Source organism: Tessaracoccus zhenghani, assembly GCF_055326325.1.
In genome coordinates this window covers 218,244-239,618 of sequence record NZ_JBUZNQ010000001.1, presented here as the reverse complement: position 1 = coordinate 239,618, position 21,375 = coordinate 218,244, and the positions used below count along the sequence as shown (strand labels likewise).

Here is a 21,375-nt window from a genome sequence, read left to right as displayed (position 1 = left end):
TGCCACGTGCGGCGGATCGGGACCGAACTAGAGTCGCCCCATGTACCCGTCACCTGAGTTACCGCACCCGATCACCGGGCGCTTGTTCGCCTCCCCGGTGCCGCCGGGCACCGGCTGGCCCGGTGACCCGGCCACGCGGTCGACTCCCGTGGCCCACACCCCCGACGATGTCGCCCGGCTGGCGCGGGGCGCAGCGCCGGAGGAGCTCGACGCGCGGGTCTCGGTGTGCCGCGCCTGTCCCCGCCTCGTGGAGTGGCGCGAGTTGGTGGCGGTGCAGAAGCGGGCGTCGTTCGCGGACCAGCCGTACTGGGGTCGCCCCGCCCCGGCGCTGGGGCCCACCGACGCTCCGATCCTCATCGTCGGCTTGGCGCCGGCGGCCAACGGCGCGAACCGGACGGGGCGCAACTTCACGGGCGACCGGTCGGGGGACTGGCTCTACGCCGCGCTGTACCGGGCCGGCATGGCGACGCAGCCCACCTCGCAGCACGCCGGCGACGGGTTGGTACTGATCGGGGTGCGGATCGTGGCGACGGTGCGGTGCGCACCGCCGCAGAACAAGCCGACCACCGAGGAGAAGCGGACCTGTGCGCCGTGGCTCGATGCGGATCTGGGGATCTCCGCCCCGCACGTGCGCTCCATCATGTGCCTGGGCGGCATCGGGTGGGACGCCACGCTGGCGGCTGTGCGGCACGCCGGGTGGGAGGTGCCGAAACCCAAACCGAGGTTCGGGCACGGGGTCCGCGCCACGCTCCGCACGCCGGAAGGGCGGGAGGTGTCGCTGGTGGGGTGCTACCACGTGAGCCAGCAGAACACTTTCACGGGCAGGCTCACCGAGGAGATGCTGGACGGGGTGCTGCGGAGCCTGTGAGCCCTCCGACCCTCGGCAGGGCCGCGCGGGTCTGGATCAGCGGGGTGTACCCAGCAGGTGGGGCACCTCGGTGGGCGACGGGAGGTAGTACAGCGACAGCGCGTCGAGCAGGCCGGCCACGTGGCCGACGGCTTCCTCGCGCTCCTCACCGGTGGCTGCGCGCTCTGCCAGGCGCGCGGCGCGGATCGCCCGTTCGGCCTTGGCGCGGGAACCTTCCGGCAGGTGCGTGAGGCCCACCGTTTCCGCGTGCGACCTGGCCGTACGGAACGAGAACTCCACCTCCGACGCGGCGCGCTGCAGCAATTCGTCGTCGTCGCTGCCCTGCGCTTCCTCCCAGCGCATCAGCGCCAGATGGAACTCGCGGGTCAGCAACGCCGCGTCGTCGAACAGGGCGGAGTGTTCGATGCGGTAGATGAGGTTGGAGCGGAGTGCTTCGAACTCCGCCCTGACGGACTGCACGCGCGCCGACGGGCCGGTGGCCGCCACGGGCGCCTCCGCCCTGGACGATGCGACGACGGCGGCGAGCCACGCGGCCAGCCGCCGGCGGCCGTCCGGACGGCGCACCGCATCGTTGCTTGTCATCACGCGTTTAAGTCTACTTGGTCAGCCCCGGCCGTGCGGGGTGTCCCAGCCGCTCAGGTCCGGACCCTTCGGCACGATGCCCAGGGGGTTGAGGTCTGTGTGGACGATGTAGTAGTGGTCCTTGATCTGGTCGAACTTCACGTTGTTGCCGAAGCCGGCCGTCTGGTACAGGTCGCGGGCGTAGCCCCAGAGGTTGGGCATCTCGCTGAGCTTGTTGCGGTTGGTCTTGAAGTGGCCGTGGTAGACCGCGTCGAAGCGCACCAGGGTGGTGAAGAGGCGCACGTCGGCCTCGGTGATCTGGTCGCCCATCAGGTAGCGGCGGCTGCCGAGGCGCTCCTCGAGCCAGTCCATGGCCGTCCAGAGCCGGTCGTAGGCGGCCTCGTAGGCGTCCTGTGAGCCGGCGAAGCCGCAGCGGTATACGCCGTTGTTCACCTCGGTGTAGACGCGCTGCATGACCTCCTCCATCTCCTCGCGGACGTCGTCCGGCCAGAGGTCGGGGGCACCTTCCTTGTGGAACTGCTTCCACTCGAAGTAGAGGTCCTCGGTGATCTGAGGGAAGTTGTTGGTCACCACCTCGCCGGTGGTCTCGTCGACGATGGCGGGCACGGTGATGCCGCGGGGATAACCGGGGAAGCGCTTCTCGTAGGCCTCCTTGAGCTTGGCGATGCCCAGCACCGGGTCGACCCCGTCGGGGTCCAGGTCGAACGTCCAGGAATCCGCGTCGTGGGTGGGGCCGGGGTTGCCCATCGAGATGACGTCCTGGAGGCCCAGCAGGTCGCGCACGATGATGGCGCGGTTGGCCCAGGGGCACGCGTAGGCGGCGATCAGGCGGTAGCGGTTCGGCACGACGGGGTAGTCGTCGGTGCCCTCACGGGGCTCGGCCACGATCCGGGTCTCGATGTAGCGGGTGTCGCGGCTGAACTCTTTGCCCTTGGATGAGTAGACGCCGCCAGTGGAATGCTCTTGCTGTTCGCTCATGCCCCCATCGTAGTTGACAGTTCAACTTAATTCCAGCTCCAGGGGAATCTGTTGCGGTCGACTCCTGCCGGGAGAGGTCAGCCGCGCAGCCAGGCGCGGATGGAGCGGACGCGTTCCTCCACCTCCGCCTGCGAGGCCTTGGCCAGCGGCGGCCCGCCGCACTCCCGACGGAGGTCCGCATGCACGTGACTGTGCGGGACGCCCTTCAGCCGGGCGTACTGGCTGACCAGCGAGTTGAGTTCCTTGCGCTTCGAGGCCATGGCCCGGTGGAGCGCCACCTCCGGCTCCGCCTTGGTGTCCTCGCGTTCGCGCCGGCGCAGCTGCCGGCGCTGGCGCTCGGCGAGGAGCTGGCTGACCTGGCCCGCGTCGAGCAGGCCGGGCAGGCCCAGGTAATCGGCCTCGTCCTGGCTCGTGGGTTCGGCGTGCATGCCGAAGGCCTGGGAATCGAAGAGGACGTGGTCGAACGTCGCCGTGGATTCGAGGGCCTCGAACTCGCCGAAGAGGTCGTCGGAGGCCGATTCGGAGCGGTTCGCGGCCTCCATGAGCGCCTCGGTCTCCGCCCAGATGTCCGTCTCGTCGGTCTTGGGGCGCCCCAGCACGTGGTCGCGCTGCTTCTCCAGCGTGGCGGCGTGCGCCAGAAGCACCGGGACGGTGGGGAGGAAGACGGTGGCCACCTCGCCCTTGCGGCGTGAACGCACGAAACGCCCGACTGCCTGCGCGAAGAACAGCGGGGTTGACGTGGCCGTCGCGTAGACGCCAACGGCGAGCCGCGGCACGTCCACGCCCTCGGACACCATCCGGACCGCCACCATCCAGCGGTCCTCAGAGGCCGAGAAGTCGTCGATCTTGCCGCTGGCCTTGGTGTCGTCGGAGAGCACGACGGTGGGTTTGGTGCCGGTGATCTCGGTGAGCAGCCGCGCGTAGGCGCGGGCGGTGGTCTGGTTGGTGGCGATCACGAGACCGCCCGCATCAGGCAGGTGCCGCCGCACCTCGGTGAGCCGCTTGTCTGCGGCGCGCAGCACTGCGGAGATCCACTCGCCGGTGGGCGACAGTGCGGTGCGCCACGCGTGGGCGGTGAGGTCCTTGGTGGTGGGCACGCCCAGGTCGAGCTCGAGTTCATCGCCGGACTTGGTGCGCCACCGCATGGGGCCGCCGTAGTTCATGAAGATGACGGGGCGCACGACGGAATCCGCCAGCGCCTCGGCGTAGCCGTAGGTGTAATCCGCCCGCGACTGCTTCACGCCAGGGGCGAGTTCGTCGTAGGCCACGAACGGAATGGGGTTCTCGTCGGAACGGAAGGGGGTACCGGTCAGCGACAGGCGGCGGGCCGCGGGCTTGAAGGCGTAGACGATGGCCTCGCCCCAACTCCTGGAATCGCCGGCGTGGTGGATCTCGTCGAAGATCACCAACGTCTCCTGCGAGTGACAGAGTGCCTCGTAGACGTAGGACCGGGCGGCCACGCCCGCGTAGGTGACCGCAGAGCCGTGGAACTCCCGCGAGCGTCCCCGCTTCGAGGAGCCACCTAGCCCGGGGTCGAGCTGGATGCCGACGCGTGCCGCGGCGTCGGCCCACTGGACCTTCAGATGCTCGGTGGGTGTCACCACGACGATCCGCCGGATCCTCCGGGTCTGGAGCAACGTGAGGGCGACGCGTAGCGCGAAGGTGGTCTTGCCTGCACCGGGCGTGGCGACACAGAGGAAATCCTTCGGCTGGTCCCGCTCGTACTGGTCCAGTGCCTCCTGCTGCCAGGCGCGCAGGGACGACGCAGTGCCCCAAGCGGCGCGCTGGGGGAAGGCGGGGGAGAGGTGGTCGAGAGCCGAGGAGGACATACGCGGCCCGACTTTAACCCCCCAAGCCCACCTTGCAAAGCACCCGCGTGTCCGCTTGACCCGGGGCGACGGCGTCAGGAGAGGCGCAGGGCCGCGCCCAGATCCCGGAGCTGCAACTCTTGGGCCAGCGCCAGGTACAACTCAGCGCAGGCGAGGGCGTCTACGACGGCGTCATGGCCCTTGTAGCTCGGCAGCCCCGCCCTTCGGCGCAACTTCCAGAGGCGCAGGGCATCACGCGGATGGTCTTCGTCCATGCCGAGCGCCCTCAGCCCGAGCCCGAGGGTGTCGACGGCACGCAGGGGGATACTCACGTCGTAGACGCGCCTGACCGCAGCAGCGATGAATCCCACTTCGATCGTCGCATGGTGCGCGAGCAGCACCCGCCCGGCGAGGCGGTCGAACAGCCTGTCGAGGGCCTCCTCGGTGGTCACGCCGTGCGCGAGCACCTCGTCGTCGGTGAGTTGGTGGATGATCGCGGACTGGCCCACGCCCTCCCCGGGGTTCACGAGGTAGTTGGTGGCGCTGCCCATGGGGATGCGGAGGCCGTCCACGTCGACCATGCCCACCGAGATGACCTTGTCGGTGCCCGGAATGAGACCCGTCGTCTCGAAGTCCACCGCGAGGAGGGGCACCTGGTCGATGGGCGTGTGCCGCGGCGGCGGATCGGTCTGCAGGTAGCGCCTGAGCCCGCCGTCGGGGACCCTGTCAGACAGTCCGGCGTTCCTGCGCGTGAGGGACCACCTCATGAGATGAACTGCGTCTGGAACGCCACAGTGAGTGCCGCCTGTGCCTTGCCGACGATCACGAAAGCCTCGCGCAGCGATCTGCGTTCGAAGTCGGACAGGTCCTCGGGGTTGACGTGGTTGTCGGGTTCGCTGCCGGCGGCCACCAGGCGACCCTGGTGCTGCAGCCGGATGTAGCCCAGGAACTCGTGGGCATCGAGCAGGTTCTCCACCTCTGCGCCGTGCTCGGCCGCGGCGGCGAGACGGGCGCGGGTGCTGACCTGCGGCAGCCCCCAGCGCAACGCGTAGATCCGGGCCACGTCGACGATGGGGTTGATGCCGCCCAGCTTGATGTCGAGCCGGTCGCGGTGCTGGCCACGCTTCTCCACGACGAAACCGCGGAGGAACCCGACGGGGACCTCGGCCGCGTTGGCGTGCTTGGCCAGGTGGCCGAGGAAGCGGGTGGATTCCGGGGCCGCCCTCAACACCCGCTGCTGGAGGGCGGTGTAGAGGGTGTGGTCGCCGTGGATGGGCCGCATGTCGAAGAAGATGGACGAGTTCAGCACCGCCTCCGATGTCGGGGCGGCCAGCCAGTTCGAGAAGGTGCGCTGCCACTCGCGCAGCTGCATCCGCCACCGTGGGTTGGTGGCCATCGCCTCGCCGCGGCACCGGGGGAAGCCGCACTCCACCAGAGCGGCGGTGAGGTACTCGGCCAGCGCCGCGAAGTACCCGTCGTGCTCCGGTAGCGCGTCGTCGCTGAGGATGAAGGCGTGGTCCTGGTCCGAACCCAGCGCCTGCTCCTGCCGGGCCAACGAGCCGAGCGCCACCCAGGCGTAGGGCACCGGGGGCGCGCCCAGTTCGGCCTCGCCCATCTCGGCGATGCGCTGGGCCAGTGCCTCGGTGGTGCGGCTGATGATGCGCGTGATGTCCTCGGCGGTGGCGTCCTGGCGCAGCAGTCTGCCCACCAGGTTCGGGATCCTGCCCATCACCTTCACCAACCCGGCGACATCGTGCTGCCTGGCCAGGTCGCCCACCATGTACAGGGGGCTGGAGCGCTCCAGACGCATGAGGTCGCCGGAGGTCACCATGCCCAGCACCTTGTCGTCCTCCAACACGGGGAGGTGGTGGATCTTGTGCTGCACCAGCGACAGCAGCACGTCGAGCGCCAGCGCGTCCGCCCCGATCGTGAACGGGGTGTGGCTCATCACTGCAGACAGGGGGCTGTCCACCTCGATGCCGTCGGCCACCACGCGACGCAGGTCGCGGTCCGTGAGGATGCCGGCGAGGTCGCCGTCGCCACGGGTGACGATGATGGCGCTCACGCGGTGTTCGGTCATGGCGCGGGCGGCCTGCCGGACGGTGTGCCCGAGATCGATCGTGATGGGGGAACGGGTGATCATCTCGCGCACCGGCACCTGCAGCACCGGCCCACCCTCCGGCACGTGGCGCGTCGCGTCACCCAGCCGGGCCTCGGTGAAGAAGCGCCGCACCTCAGGGAAGGCGACGAGCTCGCGCACCACCTCAGGGGCGAACGACCACAGCAGTGAATCCTCGATGGCCGTGAACGTGAAGCGGGAGGGTCGCTCCTCGAGGATCGACGACTGGCCGAAGCAGTCGCCCTGTTCGTCATGGTCGATCAGCACACCGTTGGCGTCGATGATCTCGACGGCTCCCGACCGCACCACAAACATCGCCAGGGGAGCCTGCCCTGCGGCCAGCACTACGTCTCCGCGTCGGACGTACTGCCCGACGGCGCGGCGTGCGAAAGACTCGATCTGTGGGGCGCTCAGCAGCGACCAAGGCTCACGGGCGGCGAGGAACTGGATGGTTTCGGCCAACTCGGACACGGTGATCTCCCTTGATCAGAAGCGTCTCACCCAGCCTAGCTTCTGCGCCGCGACGAGGGGCTCAGCCCGCTGTGCCGATTGCCCCGGCGCCGCAGCGGTGATCTGCGCGGGGCGATTGCGCACTTGGGTTCCGTTCGCGGAGCAGGCCCGGATCCGGGTGCTTTGATGGCCCGAGTTTGCGCAGTCGGATCGAGGAGGATCGATGCAGGGTCACACAGCCCCGTTCAACAGGAGGGCATTCCTGGTGGCAGGAGGCGGCGCCATGGGCGCCGCGGCTTTCGCAGGTGCAGCCTGGAGGACGACGAGCGCCCAGGCGGCGTCATCCGGACGCAGGTCGCCCAACGTGGTACTCGTGCTCGCCGACGACCTGGGTTACGGGACCCTCGGCTCATACGGGCAACAACAGATCAAGACCCCCGTCCTCGACAAGTTGGCGGCCGAGGGGGTGCGCTACACCGACTTCTACGCCGGCGCCGCCGTCTGCGCGCCGTCGCGCTGCACGCTGCTGACGGGCATGCACACGGGCCACGCCACCGTCCGGCAGAACCCCACCACCTCGGTCGACGACCCGTTCCGGCCGGACGAGGTCACCTTCGGTCACCTCCTCCAGTCACAGGGCTACACCACGGCGCTGTTCGGCAAGTGGGGCTTCTCACCGGATGCGCCTGGCCACTACGGCCACCCGAATCTCCAGGGCTTCGACGAGTTCTTCGGCTACCTGACCCACATCCACGCGCACCAGTACTACCCGACCTATCTCTGGCACAACCAGACCCGGGTCGAGATCCCCGAGAACTACAACGGCGCCAACGGCGCCTACGCGCCGGATCTGGTGACCGAGCGGACTCTCGAGTTCATCGACGCCAACAAGGACAAGCCGTTCATGGTGCTGGTGTCCACCAACATCCCCCATTCACCGCAGCACGTGCCGGACTACGGGCCCTACGCGGACGAACCGTGGGGTGAAGGGGAGAAGGCGCACGCCGCGCAAATCACCCGCCTGGACGGCCACGTCGGCCAGATCGTCGCGAAGCTCGAGCAGCACGGCATCGCCGACGACACCATCGTGATCTTCCTCTCCGACAACGGCCCCCATGAGGAGGCTTCGCACGCCGGCATCCCGCTGAACCCCGATTTCTTCGACGAGAACGGGCCGCTGCGCGGCTACAAGCGCAACCTTCACGAGGGCGGCATCCGCACACCGGCCATCATCTGGGCGCCCGGCTACATGGGCAGCAACGCCGGTACAGAGGTCTCCCAGCCCTTGGCGTTCTGGGACATCCTGCCGACGCTCGCCGACCTCTCCGGCGCCCCGGTTCCCCCGTTCATCGACGGTGGCTCCATCCGCAGCACGTTCGACGCCTCGACGCCGAGCAGCAACGACTATGAGCTGCCGCTGCAGGAGCGGCCCCTGTACTGGTGGCGGGTGGAGCCCTATGCCACCCCGCGCGCCAACGAGGCAGAGGGGGGCTCCACCACCCGTGCAGCCGAAGCGGTACGGCGCGGCAACTGGAAAGCGATCCGCTTCGCGCCCGCCAAGGACCGCACGGTCGCGGACGATCTGTGGGACTTCCGCCTGTACGACCTGGCCACCGACCTCGGCGAGAACGTCAACGTCGCTGCCCAGAACCCGTCGCTCGCGGGCTCCATGCTCGCCCTGATGAAGCAGGAATGGACAGAGCCCACCGTCCCCCGGGAGAAGTGGAGCGTCAGCGGCCTCGTCATCGAGCCGCCCGCGTATCTCCCGCCGGGCGAGACGACGCAGGTGGTGGTGCGCTTCGACAACCACGGTGACAACCCGTACACGCGCGTCGACCTGCACCTGGAGGCACCGGCGGGCTGGACGGTGCAGGCGCCGCGACGCAGTCGGGCGGCGATCCGTCCGGGCGGCAGCCGGGAGTTCGTCTTCCAGGTCACGGTCCCTGCGGCGGCCTCCGGCGCGCAGCCACTGACCGCCTCGGCGAAGTTCCTCGTCGGCCACCGGGAAGTGGCGACGGCCACGGCGACGACCACCGCCGTGGCCTCTGCCCCGCCGCCGGAGAACCCGGTGCGGGTCCCCACCACAGGCTGGACCTTCACGGCGAGTTCGTCCACCGACCTCTCCGGGAACGGCCGGGGTGGGCGCCCGGAGCACGCCTTCGACGGCAACACCGACACTTTCTGGCACAGCCAGTGGACGCCATCGCACGCTGCGCCGCCCCACTGGATCCAGGCCCAGGCGCCGGCCGCCGTCACGGTGGCGCAGGTGCGGTTCCTGCTCCGCAGCGACACGGAGCGTCCCAGGTCGCTGGACGTGAAGGTTTCCGAGGACGGCGTCAACTGGACCACCGTGGCCACCCAGGAGTACGCGATCGGCGGAAGCGCGGGGCCGACGTGGAACACGATCACCTTCGCGCCCGGGAAGGCCACCCACGTCCGGCTCGAGACCCCCGGCACCTACGAGGTCAGCGGCCAGCACTTCGTGGTGCGCGAGATCGAGTTCTGGCGCTGAGCGCCCGAGGATTTTGAGAAGGATTGAGATCGACATGTTCTTGAAGAAGCACCGAATCGCCTCCATGATCACCGTCGCGGCGCTCGCCGTGGGCGGCATGACGCTCACCGACCAGTTCGCCTCCGGCGACCCGGCCGTGGTGGTACCCGCCGGCGCCATCGAACTGCAGGACTACGACTTCAAGGTCCGCCTGCACCCCGATTTCCCCCAGGTGGTGGACTACCGCCTCGGTGACGACCAGTTGGCCGGCCGCCTCGGAGCGGCGCTCACGACCGTCGAGGTCAACGGCACCGTCCAGCCCGTGAGCGTCGCGGACCCCGTCGTGGCGCACGACAGGAGGAGCGCGTCCTATGCGCTGTCCTTCCCCGACCTGACCGGCGTCTCGCTGACGGTGGTGGCGGAGATTTCGGGCCAGAGGCTACGGTTCACGCTCACGGACCTGGAAGATCCCGGGGCCGTGGTCAAGAGCCTCCGCATCCCCAACCACGACCTGGTGACGCTCGACGGCTCGGACCCGGCCGCCCAGTTGACCACCGCACGCGTGGCGGTGGCAGGCGTGGCCGGGGGAGACACCTACGAGAAGCTGACCGACGCGGCGCCTGGAGCGGTAGCCGGCTCGTGGCTCGCGCTGGCGCACGAGTCGAACCTGGCGGCCGCCTTCGGGACCAACGCCACCGGTGCTGATGCGAACAGCCGCTGGGAACGCCAGATCCGGTCCGGCGACACCCAGCCGCTGGGATCACTGTGGGCGGGCACCTGGTCAGGCATCGGCCAGGGCGGTGCAGACCCCTACGTCGAGGTGGAACTCGCCAGGGACGCCAACGGTGACGGCGCCGTCGACTGGCAGGACGCGGGTGTGGCCGCCCGTCGGCTGGTGGACCTCGGCAACGGTGCGGAGGAGGTGGCCGATGAGGTCATCGTCCGCGCCCCGTCCGGCGCCGCCGCCGACATCCTCGCAGCCACCCGGCAGCTCTCGGCCGCCACCGAGAACCTCGGCCAGCGCGTCGTGCTGACCGGGGTGGCGGCGCCAGATCCCACCACCACCGAAGACCTCACCGCCCTCTCCGATGAGGGTGTGGCGCTGAACACCACCTTCGGCTACGACGTCAGCGCTGCGACCCCCGCCCCGGGGCTCGCAGCGGGCTACCAGGAACTGTGGGACTCTGGCCCGCTCAACGTGGACACCCTCTATTTCGACGAGGCACTCGACGCCCCTGCCGCGCAGCTGCTGAACGCCGCCCTCCAGGAGCAGGGCTGGGTGGTCGCCACCCATCCCACCGTCAACACCGGTAAGGACTCCGACGTCATCCGCTTCGTGTACAACGGCCTGCGTGACGGCTGGGACGACGACCCGATCCTCGGCGCGGCCCGGGAGGTCGCCGAGGGTGACGCAGGGATCACGACCGCGGTCTGGGAGACCAACCTGCCGGCCAAGTTCCTGCAGCGCTCCGGCCTCACCAAGCGCACCGGTGCCGAGGCCACCTTCGCCAACGGCACCGTCGCCACCGCCACCGAGGTGCGTTTCGACGGCGCCACCATCGTCAAGGACGGCGCCTACCTCCTGCCCTGGCGCGACGGCGGCCGGGAGTGGACCGACGTTGGCCCGGACCGGCTCTACCACTACAACCCCGCCGGTGGTACCACCACCTGGCTGCTGACGGATGCGTGGCTCAACCAACCCTCCCTGACCCTGTTCAGGCTGACGGACGAGGGTCGCGCGAAGGTGGGCACCGTGACGCCCACCGACGGACAGGTCACGATCGTGGCGCAGCCCGCCACCGCCTACGTGCTGTTCCCGGCCGCCGAGGCGCCTTCGGGCGAGAGCCTGCCCCCGGCCGCCTTCACCGTCGCGAACACGGCGGCGAAGGTGGGCACGGCCGTGACCATCACGGTGCGGACCACGGACCCCGAGGGCGGACCGCTCACGTATGCGGCGCAGGGCCTGCCCTCGGGCCTGGCCATGGCTCCCTCCACCGGGGTCATCTCCGGCACCCCGACGACGGCCGGCACATACAAGGTGACCGTCACGGCGCGCGACGCCGCAGGGCTCACGGCCACGGCCAGCTTCAGCATCACCGTGGCGCCGAAGGTCAGCCCGACGCCGCCCACCAGCCCGTCGCCTGAGCCCACGCCCACGGTGACGGCCCCCGCAAAGTTCGTGCGGACCGCGCCCTACACCCTGGCCGGGCTGCACAAGGGGATCAACGGCCGCGACTGGAACACCGTGTGCGAACCGTATTCGCAGACGGAGCGGTGCCGCACCGACATCTGGGCCACGGTGGTCAAGGTCGAGAACGGCGCGTTCGTACGCGAGAGCGGCTGGGCCTTCAACAACCTCACCTACCTGCCGTACATGACGCGGGCGGCATGGAAGGGCAACCCGCTGGGCGACGCGGGCTCCACGAACGACGGCGTGTTCACGTCGGCCGGCCGGCAGTGGCGAACCGAGTGCGACACCGCGGCGACGGGTAGGGGCGCGTGTCGCTCCTACACGATGACGACGGTGTACGCCGCGACTGCGAAGCCTGCGGGTGGGTACACCTTCTCGCAGCGCAACGAGTGGGTCTTCAACAACATCGTGATGTTCGGAGGCCCCGAGAAGCGCGGCTGACCCTCTGGTGCTCAGTGCTGGGTTTGATGCCACGGACGGCATCAAACCCAGCATCCCGGCACGGGGACTAGGGTGGATGTGTCCCCTCCATCCGAGCACCCGAGAGGTTCCTGCATGTCTGAGATCACGTCGTATTCCCCCGGATCAGGCCGACGCGTCCAACCGCGGGCCCGTGTGGCGTCGACGGCGGCTGAGCGCGACCTCAGCGGCACCTGGAAGTTCCACTTCGTCGCCCGCCCGGACCTGGCGCCGGAGGGTGCAGCGGCGGTCGACTTCGACGACTCGGGCTGGGACACCATCGCGGTGCCCTCGCACTGGGTGCTGCAGGGGCGTGAGGAGTGGGGCAGGCCGGCGTACACGAACATCAACTACCCCTTCCCGGTGGACCCGCCGTTCGTGCCCGACGAGAACCCCACCGGCGACTACCGCACCACGTTCGAGCTCGAGGAGGGCTTCGGCGAACGGGTCCACCTCCGCTTCGACGGCGTCGAGTCGCTGGCGATCGTGTCGCTGAACGGGGCCGAGGTTGGCGTCGTGCGCGGCAGCCGCCTGACCCAGGAACTCGACGTCACGGAACAGGCCCGGCCCGGCGTCAACGTGCTGCACGTCCGCGTGCACCAGTGGTCGGCCGCCAGTTACCTGGAGGACCAGGACCAGTGGTGGCTGCCGGGCATCTTCCGCCCGGTCACCGTGCTGGGGCGTCCCGCGGCGGGGATCGACGACGTGTGGCTCCGGGCCGACTTCGACCCCGCCACCGGGCATGGCCGCCTCCTCCCAGAGCTGCGGGCCGCCGACGCGGCCTACCCGATCACCGTGCGCGTCGCGGCGCTGGGGGTGGAGGCCACCTTCGCCTCGGCCCGGGACGTGGCCGTCATCGAGGTGGGGGAGGTGTCCCCCTGGAGCGCCGACCGCCCCACGCTGTACGACGCCGAGGTCACCAACGACGCCGAAACCCGCAGCCTCCGCGTCGGCTTCCGCCGCATCGAGATCGTCGGGCACGAGTGGCGCGTCAACGGCCGCAAGCTCCGGCTGCGCGGCGTCAACCGCCACGACTACGACCCGGACCACGGCCGCGTCTTCGACGAGGACGTCGTACGCGAGCAGTTCCGCCTCATGAAGAGGCACAACATCAACGCGCTGCGCACCGCGCACTACCCACCGCACCCGCGGCTCCTGGACCTCGCCGACGAGATCGGCCTGTGGGTGATCGCGGAGAACGACCTGGAGACCCACGGGTTCGAGCTGGACGGCTGGGTCGACAACCCCACCGACGACCCACGGTGGCGCGCCGCCCTCCTCGACCGCATCGAGCGGTTCTTCGAGCGCGACAAGAACCACCCGTCGATCATCGCCTGGTCGTTGGGCAACGAGTCCTGGACCGGCCAGAACGCCGCGGCGATGGCGTCGTGGCTGCACCGTCGGGATCCCGAGCGCCCCGTGCACTACGAGCCCGACTTCGAGGGCCGCTACACCGATGTCGTCTCCCGGATGTACCCGTCGCTCGAGGAGATGGAGGACCTGTCCGCGGGCCTGGGGCGCAACAGGTTCGGCTCGCCGGGGCGCGCCGCGGTGCTCGCCGGGAGGCCCATGATCCTGTGTGAGTACGCCCACGCCATGGGCAACGGGGCAGGCGGGCTGGCAGATTATGAGGAGCTGTTCGACACGCTCCCGCAGTGGCACGGTGGCTTCGTCTGGGAGTGGCGCGACCACGGTCTGCGCACCCGCACCGCTGACGGGCAGGAGTTCTTCGGCTACGGCGGCGACTTCGGCGAACCCCTCCATGACGGTTCGTTCGTGACCGACGGCATGCTGCTCTCTGACGGCACCCCCAGCCCGATGCTCGCCGAGTACGCGGCCGTCATCACGCCCATCAAGCTGCACGTCACCGCGGGCGAGGTGCTGATCGAGAACCGCCGCCACGACGGCGACACCGCGGACCTGCGCTTCGTCTGGCGCGATGAACTGGACGGGCGCCAGATCGGCTCCGGCGAGCTGAAGGTCGACGCGCTCGCCCCCGGCGCCCTCGCGGTCGTCTCGTTGCCCGGCTTCGAGCCCCGCGACGGTGAACTCTGGCGCACCGTCGAGGCCGTGCTGGTCGGCGACAACGGGTGGGCGGGGGAGGGCCACGTGGTGAGCCGCGGCCAGGTCCTGCTCGCCGACGCGCCGGCCACCCTGCGCCCGCTCGTCTCGGCAGATCTCCCCTCGGAGGAGGACGGCGTGCTGACGCTGGGCCCGGGGCGCTTCGACGCGCGTACCGGGGACCTCCTGTCCATCGGTGGCCGCGTCGTGGCGGGTCCCCGCCTCGAACTGTGGCGCGCCCCCACCGAGAACGACCGGCTGGACGGCTTCCACTCCTACGCGGAGGAGGAGCCCGCCGTCGCCCGCCATGGCGTCACGGACGGGCCCGCATGGGAGAAGCAGTGGCGCGCCGCAGGCCTGGACAGGGTGGAGCGCCGCGTGGTCTCCGTGCGCACCGCGCCCGGGTCCGTGACCATGCTGCACCGCTACGCCCCGGCCGCCACGCAACGGGCGGTCACCGTCGAACTGGTGTGGACGCTGGACGCGGAGGGCCTCCGGTTGGACGCCTCCGCCCTGCCCTCTGCGGGCTGGACGGGCGGCTGGCCCCGCGTGGGCCTGCACTTCACCCTTCCCGAGGGGCTGCAGCGTGCCGAGTGGTTCGGCACCGGTCCGGCGGAGAACTATGCCGATTCCCGTGCGGCCGCCCACGTGGGCCGGTTCGACTCGGCGATCGAGGACCTCGTCGTTGACTACGCCGTCCCGCAGGAGAGCGGTCACCGCAGCGAGCTGAGGGAACTGACGCTGCCCGAGTTGGGTATGGCCGTCTCCGCGGAGCCGGTGGCCGGCGAACTGCCCGGCTTCACCCTGCGGGCGCACGACGTCCACCAGGTCACGGCCGCCACGCATCCCCACGAGCTGCCCCCGTCGTCGGGTACCCATCTGTACCTGGACGTGCAGCAGCAGGGCCTGGGCGGACGGTCCTGCGGGCCTGACGTCCGGCCCGAGTACCAGTTGCGACCGCGCGCCGCCCAGTGGGCGCTGCGCTTCCACCTCTGACGCTCAAGGGGCGACACCGGGTCTGTGCGGGGAACGCCCCGCGCAGACCCGGAGCGCTTCGGACACCCCGATTTGGACCTGTCCCAGAGGCGTGCTTAAATAGTCAGGTTGCTCCGCGAGGAGTTCGGTGGCGTGTCTACGCTGCGGGACGTCTCTGGAACGGGGTCGGGCAGCTGGATCCATCACTGGGTCCGGGCGGCGCAAATCACAGAGGTTCACCCTCCTGGGAGGGCCGCTTGGGTTGAGACCAAATGACCGACACTCCCGACCGCGTGGTACGGGGCGACAAGGGGTTTTACCCCGCAGGAACTTGAAATTTCCAAAGGGCAAGAGAAGTTAGGAACGACTGTGGCTGGACAAAAGATCCGCATCAGGCTGCGGGCGTATGACCATGAGGTCATCGACAGCTCGGCGCGCAAGATCGTCGACACCGTGACTCGCACGGGTGCGAAGGTGGCCGGCCCGGTGCCGCTGCCGACGGAGAAGAACGTGTACTGCGTCATCCGTTCGCCCCACAAGTACAAGGACAGCCGTGAGCATTTCGAAATGCGCACGCATAAGCGTCTGATCGACATCCTCGATCCCACGCCGAAGACAGTCGATTCGCTGATGCGTCTTGACCTGCCTGCGGGTGTCGATATCGAGATCAAGCTTCCGTGAGGTCTGCTGAAATGAGTGAACGAATCGTGAAGGGCATCCTGGGCACCAAGCTCGGCATGACCCAGCTGTGGGACGAGAACAACAAGGTCGTCCCCGTGACCGTGATCCAGGCCGGCCCTTGCGTCGTGACCCAGGTTCGCACCCCCGAGGTTGACGGATACAACGCCGTGCAGCTCGGCTTCGGCGCCATCAAGGCCAAGCACGTGACCAAGCCTGCCGCTGGCCACTTCGCCAAGGCTGATGTGACGCCCCGCAAGCACCTGCTGGAGATCCGCACCGCCGACGCGTCGGAGTTCGAGCTCGGTCAGGAACTGACCGCTGAACTCTTCGCCGACGGCGAGTTCATCGATGTCACCGGCACCACCAAGGGCAAGGGCACCGCGGGCGTCATGAAGCGCCACGGCTTCTCCGGCCTCAAGGCCTCTCACGGTGTGCACCGCAAGCACCGTGCCCCCGGTTCCATCGGTGGCTGCGCCACCCCCGGTCGTGTCTTCAAGGGCACCCGCATGATGGGCCGCATGGGCAACGCCAAGGTGACCGTGCAGAACCTGAAGATCCACGCCGTCGACGCGGAACGTGGCCTGCTCATCGTGCGCGGCGCCATCCCCGGTAACAACGGGTCCCTCGTCGTCGTCCGCACCGCAGCTAGGAAGGGTGACGCAGCATGAGCGATCTGACCATCGACGTCATGGACGCCAAGGGCAAGAAGGCCGGTAAGGCCGACCTCCCCGCCGCGCTGTTCGACGCGAACACCAACATCCCCCTGATCCACCAGGTCGTCGTGGCCCAGCTGGCCGCGGCCCGTCAGGGCACGCACGACACCAAGACCCGCGGCGAGGTTCGCGGCGGTGGCGCAAAGCCCTGGCGTCAGAAGGGCACCGGTCGTGCCCGCCACGGCTCGCGTCGCTCCCCGATCTGGACCGGCGGTGGCGTTGTCCACGGCCCCACGCCGCGCAGCTACGCCCAGCGCACCAACAAGAAGATGATTGCGGCCGCCCTCCGTGGCGCCCTGTCGGATCGCGCCCGTGACGGCGAGGTCTACGTCATCTCCGAGATCGCCGGCGACAAGCCGTCGACGAAGGTGGCACTCGCAGGACTCACCAAGGTGGCCGGCGACATCCGCAAGGCGCTCGTCGTCCTGGACCGCTTCGAGGACAACGCCTGGCTGAGCCTGCGCAACGTCCCGTCGCTGCACCTGATCGCGGTTGACCAGCTCAACACCTACGACGTGCTGGCCAACGACAAGATCGTGTTCACCTCCGCAGCCCTTGCCGCGTTCGTCGCGGACAAGAACGAGGACTACGCGGTGGCAGAGCCCGTCGCTGAGGAAGCCGCTGTCGAAGAGGCGCCCAAGGCGAAGAAGGCCAAGAAGGCCGACAACACTGAGGAGAAGGACAAGTGACGACAGCGCTGAAGATCCGCGATCACCGCGACGTCATCCTGCGTCCTGTGGTGAGCGAGAAGAGCTACAACCTGCTCGACGACGGCAAGTACACCTTTGTCGTCTCGCCCGACGCGAACAAGACCGAGATCAAGATCGCCATTGAGGCCATCTTCGGTGTCAAGGTCGTGTCCGTGAACACCCTCAACCGTCAGGGCAAGCGTCGCCGCACCCGCTACGGCACCGGAAAGCTCGCCGACACCAAGCGCGCGATCGTCACCGTTGCCGAGGGTCAGAGCATCGACATCTTCGCCGGGCCGGTTGGCTGACCGGAACTAGAGAAGGAACAGAAACTTCATGGGTATCCGTAAATACAAGCCGACTACGCCGGGCCGTCGCGGCTCGAGTGTGTCCGATTTCGTCGAGCTCACCCGCTCCACGCCGGAGAAGTCGCTCCTCGTCGCCAAGCCGAAGACCGGTGGTCGTAACAACTCCGGTCGTATCACCACCCGTCACATCGGTGGTGGACACAAGCAGGCCTACCGCCTGATCGACTTCAAGCGCTACGACAAGGACGGCGTGCCGGCCAAGGTCGCTCACATCGAGTACGACCCCAACCGCACCGCTCGCATCGCGCTGCTGCACTACGCCGACGGCGAGAAGCGCTACATCATCGCGCCGGCCGGCCTCAAGCAGGGCGTCGTCATCTCCGCTGGTGATGGCTCCGACATCAAGCCGGGCAACAACCTGGAGCTGCGTCAGATCCCCGTCGGCACCACGGTGCACGCGGTGGAGATGCGTCCGGGTGGTGGCGCCAAGCTGGGCCGTTCCGCCGGTTCCGCCATCCAGTTGGTCGCCCGTGAAGGCAAGTACGCCACGCTGCGTATGCCGTCGGGTGAAATGCGCATGGTCGATGTCCGCTGCCGCGCCACCATCGGCGCGGTCGGCAACGCCGAGCAGTCCAACATCGACTGGGGCAAGGCAGGCCGCAAGCGTTGGAAGGGCGTCCGCCCGACCGTCCGCGGTGTTGTCATGAACCCGCACGACCACCCGCACGGTGGCGGCGAAGGCCGCACGTCCGGTGGCCGTCACCCGGTTTCGCCGTGGGGCAAGCCTGAAGGCCGCACCCGCAGCAAGAAGAAGGCGAGCAACCGCCTGATCGTCCGCCGTCGCAAGACCGGTAAGAAGCGCTGATAGGGAGCCTGAAGAAATATGCCACGCAGCCTGAAGAAGGGCCCCTTCGTCGACGACCACCTGCAGAAGAAGGTGGACGTTCAGAACGAAAAGGGCACCAAGAACGTCATCAAGACCTGGTCGCGCCGTTCGATGATCATTCCCGACATGCTCGGGCACACCATCGCGGTGCACGACGGCCGTAAGCACGTCCCGGTGTTCGTCACCGAGTCCATGATCGGTCACAAGCTGGGCGAGTTCGCTCCGACGCGTACCTTCAGGGGTCACGTGAAGGACGACAAGAAGGCCCGTCGCCGCTGAGGCGCGAGATAAGGAATTGATTCAACAATGAGCAACGAAAACGGCAACAGCCGTCGTCGCGAGAACCTGCTCGGGGATCGTCCTGGCTCGTTCGCCATCGCGCGGCACGTCCGGATGAGCCCCACGAAGGTCCGTCGCGTCGTCAACCTGGTACGCGGCATGGACGTCAAGGACGCCCTCGTCGCCCTCAAGTTCGCCCCGCAGGCCGCTTCCGAGCCGGTCTTCAAGGTTGTGGCTTCGGCCGTGGCCAACGCGGAGTCGGCTGAGGCCCTGCGGTCTGACGACCTGTACATCTCCAAAGCATTCGTCGACGAGGGCGTCACCCTCCGGCGGATCCGCCCCCGCGCCAAGGGTTCGGCCAGCCGCATCCTCAAGCGTGGATCGCATATCACCGTGGTTGTCGAACCCCGCGAGACGAAGGGAGCCTGAGTCATGGGCCAGAAGATCAACCCGCATGGCTTCCGCCTGGGCATCACCACCGACCACAAGACCCGTTGGTACAGCGACAAGCAGTACGCGGAGCTCGTGGGCGAGGATGTCAAGATCCGTGAGTTCCTGACGAAGAACCTCGAGCGCGCCGGCATCTCGTCGATCGAGATCGAGCGTCGTTCGGAGCGAGTGACCATCTTCCTGCACGCCGCCCGTCCGGGCATCGTCATCGGCCGTAACGGCGCCGAGGCGGAGAAGACGCGCGCTGAGCTCGAGAAGATGACCGGCAAGCAGATCCAGCTGAACATCCTCGAGGTCAAGAACCCCGAGATCGATGCGCAGCTCGTCGCCCAGGGTGTCGCCGAACAGCTCGGCGCCCGTGTCGCCTTCCGTCGCGCCATGCGTCGTGCCCAGCAGACCGCCATGCGTGCGGGCGCCAAGGGTATCCGCATCAAGTGCTCCGGTCGTCTCGGTGGCGCTGAAATGTCCCGCTCCGAGGGTTACCGCGACGGCCAGGTGCCGCTGCACACCCTCCGCGCCGACATCGACTACGGCTTCTACGAGGCCCGCACCCAGTTCGGCCGTATCGGCGTGAAGGTGTGGATCTACAAGGGCGACGTCGCCGGCACCCGCGCCGAGCGCGCCGCTCAGAAGGCTGCCCGTCAGGCCGCCCCCGCTGGTCGTCAGCAGCGTCCGGGCCGTCGCCCGGCACGCGGCGAAGGTCGCGGTGACCGTCCCGAGCGCGGCGGTCGCCGTCGCGCCGACGCAGCCCAGGCTGAGGCTGCGCCCGCAACTGAGAACGCAGGAGCCTGAGCATGCTGATTCCTCGTCGCGTCAAGTTCCGTAAGCAGCACCACCCCAAGCGGAGCGGTGCATCCAAGGGCGGCACCAAGCTCGCCTTCGGTGACTTCGGCATTCAGGCGCTCGAACCCTCGTACCTGACCAACCGTCAGATCGAGGCCGCTCGTATCGCCATGACCCGTCACATCAAGCGTGGCGGTAAGGTCTGGATCAATGTGTACCCGGACCGCCCCCTGACCAAGAAGCCGGCCGAAACCCGCATGGGTTCCGGCAAGGGTTCCCCCGAGTGGTGGATCGCCAACATCAAGCCCGGTCGGGTCATCTTCGAACTCTCTGGTGTTACTGAAGATGTCGCCCGCGAGGCCATGCGTCTGGCCATCCACAAGCTGCCCTTCAAGGCACGCTTCATCAAGCGCGAAGCAGGTGACAACTGATGAGTAAGTCTCTCGCCGCACACGACCTGCGTGGTCTGTCGCGTGACCAGCTCAACGCCAAGGTAGTTGAGCTCAAGGAGGAACTGTTCGGTCTTCGGTTCCAGGCGGCCACCGGCCAGCTGGAGTCGAGCAGCCGGCTGCGCAACGTCCGCAAGGACATCGCCCGCATCTACACCGTGCTGCAGGAACGCAACCTCGGCATCGTGGACGAGCCCGCTGAGGAGAAGTGACCATGACTGATTCCACCACCCCCTCCGAGACCCCTGTGGTCGAGGACCGTAACCGCCGCAAGGTGCTCACCGGCATCGTCGCCTCCGACAAGATGGACAAGACCATCGTCGTCGTCGTCGAGGATCGCGTGAAGCACCCGCTGTACGGCAAGGTCATGAACAAGACCTCCCGTCTGAAGGCCCATGACGAGAACAACGAAGCCGGCATCGGCGACCGCGTCCGCGTCATGGAGACCCGCCCGTTGTCGGCGCAGAAGCGCTGGCGTCTGGTTGAGATCATCGAGCGCGCCAAGTAAGGCACCGTTCGCATACATTGGCCCGCCCCCCTCACGGGGGCGGGCCAATGTTGTGTTCGGGGTCAGTGGGTGGGGAACTTCCACCACCAGCGTGATGATCAGGTTCTGGGTCCAGAGCAGCAGGAAGATGCTGCCGGCCGGCCAGCCGAAGGCGAGCACCCCGACGAGTTGCACAGCCGAGTTGATGACCGCCAGCCCTATCGCTGGTAGATACGGTGAATTTACCGGCTGGACTATGCCGGGGGACGGGTTCAGTCCTTGTTGCGGCTACCGAGGAGGCCGCCGAACAGGGCGCCGACGATGGCGATCACGATCGCTCCCCAGAAGGCGGGCCAGAAGCCGTCGACCTGGAATCCCAGGCCGAGGAGGCGCGCCAGCCACGAGGTGAGCATCAGCATGAGCGCGTTGATGACGAGCAGGGCGAGGCCGAGGGTCAGCACGATGAAACAGGTGCCCAGCCCCTTCACGAGGGGCGCGACGATGCCGTTGACCAGCCCGAAGACGATCGCAACTCCCAGCAGCGTGAGCACCTTGTCCGTGAGGGTGGGGGAAGACAGCGTGATTCCGGGCACCAGCCAGACCGCGATGGCGGTGGCGAGTGCGGTGACGATGAGCCTGCCGATGAACTGCATGTCACAAGCCTGCCA

21 protein-coding genes are annotated in these 21,375 nt (G+C 68.4%); 15 read left to right on the top strand and 6 right to left on the bottom strand.

Going from position 1 to position 21,375, the window contains the following annotated elements; translation table 11 throughout:
• Positions 1 to 40: 40 nt before the first annotated feature.
• Positions 41 to 868, top strand: a complete 828-nt coding sequence (locus ACZK4S_RS01145; RefSeq protein WP_463643102.1) for a uracil-DNA glycosylase — start codon at positions 41 to 43, stop codon at positions 866 to 868.
• A 36-nt stretch (positions 869 to 904) separates the two neighbouring features.
• On the opposite strand, the gene ACZK4S_RS01140 is transcribed toward ACZK4S_RS01145, so the two are convergent.
• The 5 genes from ACZK4S_RS01140 to ACZK4S_RS01120 all read right to left on the bottom strand — a co-directional run bounded on the left by ACZK4S_RS01140 (position 905) and on the right by ACZK4S_RS01120 (position 6,826).
• Positions 905 to 1,453 carry a hypothetical protein gene (locus ACZK4S_RS01140; RefSeq protein ID WP_463643101.1) on the bottom strand — a complete coding sequence of 183 codons (549 nt, stop codon included), beginning with the start codon at positions 1,451 to 1,453 and terminating at the stop codon, positions 905 to 907.
• Between the two features lie 18 nt (positions 1,454 to 1,471).
• Positions 1,472 to 2,428: a glutathione S-transferase family protein gene (locus ACZK4S_RS01135; protein WP_463643100.1), complete on the bottom strand. Its 957-nt coding sequence runs from the start codon at positions 2,426 to 2,428 to the stop codon at positions 1,472 to 1,474.
• 77 nt (positions 2,429 to 2,505) lie between these two features.
• Positions 2,506 to 4,257, bottom strand: coding sequence for a DEAD/DEAH box helicase (locus ACZK4S_RS01130; protein ID WP_463643099.1), 1,752 nt, complete (start codon positions 4,255 to 4,257; stop codon positions 2,506 to 2,508).
• A gap of 74 nt (positions 4,258 to 4,331) precedes the next feature.
• Entirely contained in the window at positions 4,332 to 5,003 is a 672-nt protein-coding gene (locus ACZK4S_RS01125; RefSeq protein WP_463643098.1) for a 3'-5' exonuclease, read from the bottom strand.
• Complete coding sequence (locus tag ACZK4S_RS01120) at positions 5,000 to 6,826, bottom strand: DUF294 nucleotidyltransferase-like domain-containing protein (RefSeq protein ID WP_463643097.1); 1,827 nt, start codon at positions 6,824 to 6,826, stop codon at positions 5,000 to 5,002. The genes ACZK4S_RS01125 and ACZK4S_RS01120 overlap by 4 nt, the downstream gene beginning before the upstream one ends.
• A 202-nt stretch (positions 6,827 to 7,028) precedes the next feature.
• Here ACZK4S_RS01120 and ACZK4S_RS01115 point away from each other — a divergent pair, with 202 nt between their 5' ends.
• From ACZK4S_RS01115 to rpsQ, 14 genes are all read left to right on the top strand, one after another.
• Complete coding sequence (locus tag ACZK4S_RS01115) at positions 7,029 to 9,317, top strand: sulfatase-like hydrolase/transferase (protein ID WP_463643096.1); 2,289 nt, start codon at positions 7,029 to 7,031, stop codon at positions 9,315 to 9,317.
• A 34-nt stretch (positions 9,318 to 9,351) separates the two neighbouring features.
• Positions 9,352 to 11,928, top strand: a complete 2,577-nt coding sequence (locus tag ACZK4S_RS01110) for a glycoside hydrolase family 101 beta sandwich domain-containing protein (RefSeq protein ID WP_463643095.1) — start codon at positions 9,352 to 9,354, stop codon at positions 11,926 to 11,928.
• 114 nt (positions 11,929 to 12,042) lie between these two features.
• A complete protein-coding gene (locus tag ACZK4S_RS01105; protein ID WP_463643094.1) occupies positions 12,043 to 15,003 on the top strand; it encodes a glycoside hydrolase family 2 TIM barrel-domain containing protein in 2,961 nt (986 codons plus the stop codon).
• 348 nt (positions 15,004 to 15,351) lie between these two features.
• Entirely contained in the window at positions 15,352 to 15,663 is a 312-nt protein-coding gene (gene rpsJ / locus ACZK4S_RS01100; protein WP_040284687.1) for a 30S ribosomal protein S10, read from the top strand.
• Between the two features lie 11 nt (positions 15,664 to 15,674).
• Positions 15,675 to 16,331, top strand: coding sequence for a 50S ribosomal protein L3 (rplC, locus tag ACZK4S_RS01095; RefSeq protein ID WP_076060674.1), 657 nt, complete (start codon positions 15,675 to 15,677; stop codon positions 16,329 to 16,331).
• Positions 16,328 to 17,065, top strand: coding sequence for a 50S ribosomal protein L4 (rplD, locus tag ACZK4S_RS01090; protein ID WP_076060672.1), 738 nt, complete (start codon positions 16,328 to 16,330; stop codon positions 17,063 to 17,065). Before rplC ends, rplD begins: the two co-directional genes overlap by 4 nt.
• Entirely contained in the window at positions 17,062 to 17,373 is a 312-nt protein-coding gene (gene rplW / locus ACZK4S_RS01085) for a 50S ribosomal protein L23 (protein WP_182763784.1), read from the top strand. Before rplD ends, rplW begins: the two co-directional genes overlap by 4 nt.
• A gap of 28 nt (positions 17,374 to 17,401) precedes the next feature.
• A complete protein-coding gene (gene rplB / locus ACZK4S_RS01080) occupies positions 17,402 to 18,238 on the top strand; it encodes a 50S ribosomal protein L2 (protein WP_076060670.1) in 837 nt (278 codons plus the stop codon).
• Between the two features lie 18 nt (positions 18,239 to 18,256).
• Entirely contained in the window at positions 18,257 to 18,538 is a 282-nt protein-coding gene (gene rpsS, locus ACZK4S_RS01075) for a 30S ribosomal protein S19 (protein WP_076060668.1), read from the top strand.
• Positions 18,539 to 18,565: 27 nt separating this feature from the next.
• Positions 18,566 to 18,967: a 50S ribosomal protein L22 gene (rplV, locus tag ACZK4S_RS01070; protein WP_076060665.1), complete on the top strand. Its 402-nt coding sequence runs from the start codon at positions 18,566 to 18,568 to the stop codon at positions 18,965 to 18,967.
• A gap of 3 nt (positions 18,968 to 18,970) precedes the next feature.
• Positions 18,971 to 19,780, top strand: coding sequence for a 30S ribosomal protein S3 (rpsC, locus tag ACZK4S_RS01065; protein WP_076060663.1), 810 nt, complete (start codon positions 18,971 to 18,973; stop codon positions 19,778 to 19,780).
• A 2-nt stretch (positions 19,781 to 19,782) separates the two neighbouring features.
• The gene (rplP, locus tag ACZK4S_RS01060; protein WP_076060661.1) at positions 19,783 to 20,202 is read left to right on the top strand and encodes a 50S ribosomal protein L16; all 420 of its coding nucleotides are present in this window, start codon (positions 19,783 to 19,785) and stop codon (positions 20,200 to 20,202) included.
• Complete coding sequence (gene rpmC, locus ACZK4S_RS01055) at positions 20,202 to 20,432, top strand: 50S ribosomal protein L29 (protein ID WP_076060659.1); 231 nt, start codon at positions 20,202 to 20,204, stop codon at positions 20,430 to 20,432. The genes rplP and rpmC overlap by 1 nt, the downstream gene beginning before the upstream one ends.
• A 2-nt stretch (positions 20,433 to 20,434) precedes the next feature.
• Positions 20,435 to 20,728 (top strand): 30S ribosomal protein S17, encoded by a 294-nt coding sequence (rpsQ, locus tag ACZK4S_RS01050; protein WP_076060656.1) that lies wholly within the window; start codon positions 20,435 to 20,437, stop codon positions 20,726 to 20,728.
• Between the two features lie 251 nt (positions 20,729 to 20,979).
• Here rpsQ and ACZK4S_RS01045 read toward each other — a convergent pair whose 3' ends face one another.
• On the bottom strand, positions 20,980 to 21,360 hold the full coding sequence (locus ACZK4S_RS01045) for a phage holin family protein (protein ID WP_076060654.1): 381 nt from the start codon (positions 21,358 to 21,360) through the stop codon (positions 20,980 to 20,982).
• Positions 21,361 to 21,375: the final 15 nt, after the last annotated feature.

Coding starts and splice junctions, on each gene's coding strand:
- rplP (WP_076060661.1), top strand. CDS start 19,783: ATGCTGATTCCTCGTCGCGTCAAGTTCCGTAAGCAGCACCACCCCAAG.
- ACZK4S_RS01115 (WP_463643096.1), top strand. CDS start 7,029: ATGCAGGGTCACACAGCCCCGTTCAACAGGAGGGCATTCCTGGTGGCA.
- ACZK4S_RS01130 (WP_463643099.1), bottom strand. CDS start 4,257: ATGTCCTCCTCGGCTCTCGACCACCTCTCCCCCGCCTTCCCCCAGCGC.
- rpsS (WP_076060668.1), top strand. CDS start 18,257: ATGCCACGCAGCCTGAAGAAGGGCCCCTTCGTCGACGACCACCTGCAG.
- ACZK4S_RS01145 (WP_463643102.1), top strand. CDS start 41: ATGTACCCGTCACCTGAGTTACCGCACCCGATCACCGGGCGCTTGTTC.
- ACZK4S_RS01045 (WP_076060654.1), bottom strand. CDS start 21,360: ATGCAGTTCATCGGCAGGCTCATCGTCACCGCACTCGCCACCGCCATC.
- ACZK4S_RS01135 (WP_463643100.1), bottom strand. CDS start 2,428: ATGAGCGAACAGCAAGAGCATTCCACTGGCGGCGTCTACTCATCCAAG.
- rplV (WP_076060665.1), top strand. CDS start 18,566: ATGAGCAACGAAAACGGCAACAGCCGTCGTCGCGAGAACCTGCTCGGG.
- ACZK4S_RS01125 (WP_463643098.1), bottom strand. CDS start 5,003: ATGAGGTGGTCCCTCACGCGCAGGAACGCCGGACTGTCTGACAGGGTC.
- rpsC (WP_076060663.1), top strand. CDS start 18,971: ATGGGCCAGAAGATCAACCCGCATGGCTTCCGCCTGGGCATCACCACC.
- rplB (WP_076060670.1), top strand. CDS start 17,402: ATGGGTATCCGTAAATACAAGCCGACTACGCCGGGCCGTCGCGGCTCG.
- ACZK4S_RS01110 (WP_463643095.1), top strand. CDS start 9,352: ATGTTCTTGAAGAAGCACCGAATCGCCTCCATGATCACCGTCGCGGCG.
- ACZK4S_RS01105 (WP_463643094.1), top strand. CDS start 12,043: ATGTCTGAGATCACGTCGTATTCCCCCGGATCAGGCCGACGCGTCCAA.
- rplC (WP_076060674.1), top strand. CDS start 15,675: ATGAGTGAACGAATCGTGAAGGGCATCCTGGGCACCAAGCTCGGCATG.
- rplD (WP_076060672.1), top strand. CDS start 16,328: ATGAGCGATCTGACCATCGACGTCATGGACGCCAAGGGCAAGAAGGCC.
- rpmC (WP_076060659.1), top strand. CDS start 20,202: ATGAGTAAGTCTCTCGCCGCACACGACCTGCGTGGTCTGTCGCGTGAC.
- rpsQ (WP_076060656.1), top strand. CDS start 20,435: ATGACTGATTCCACCACCCCCTCCGAGACCCCTGTGGTCGAGGACCGT.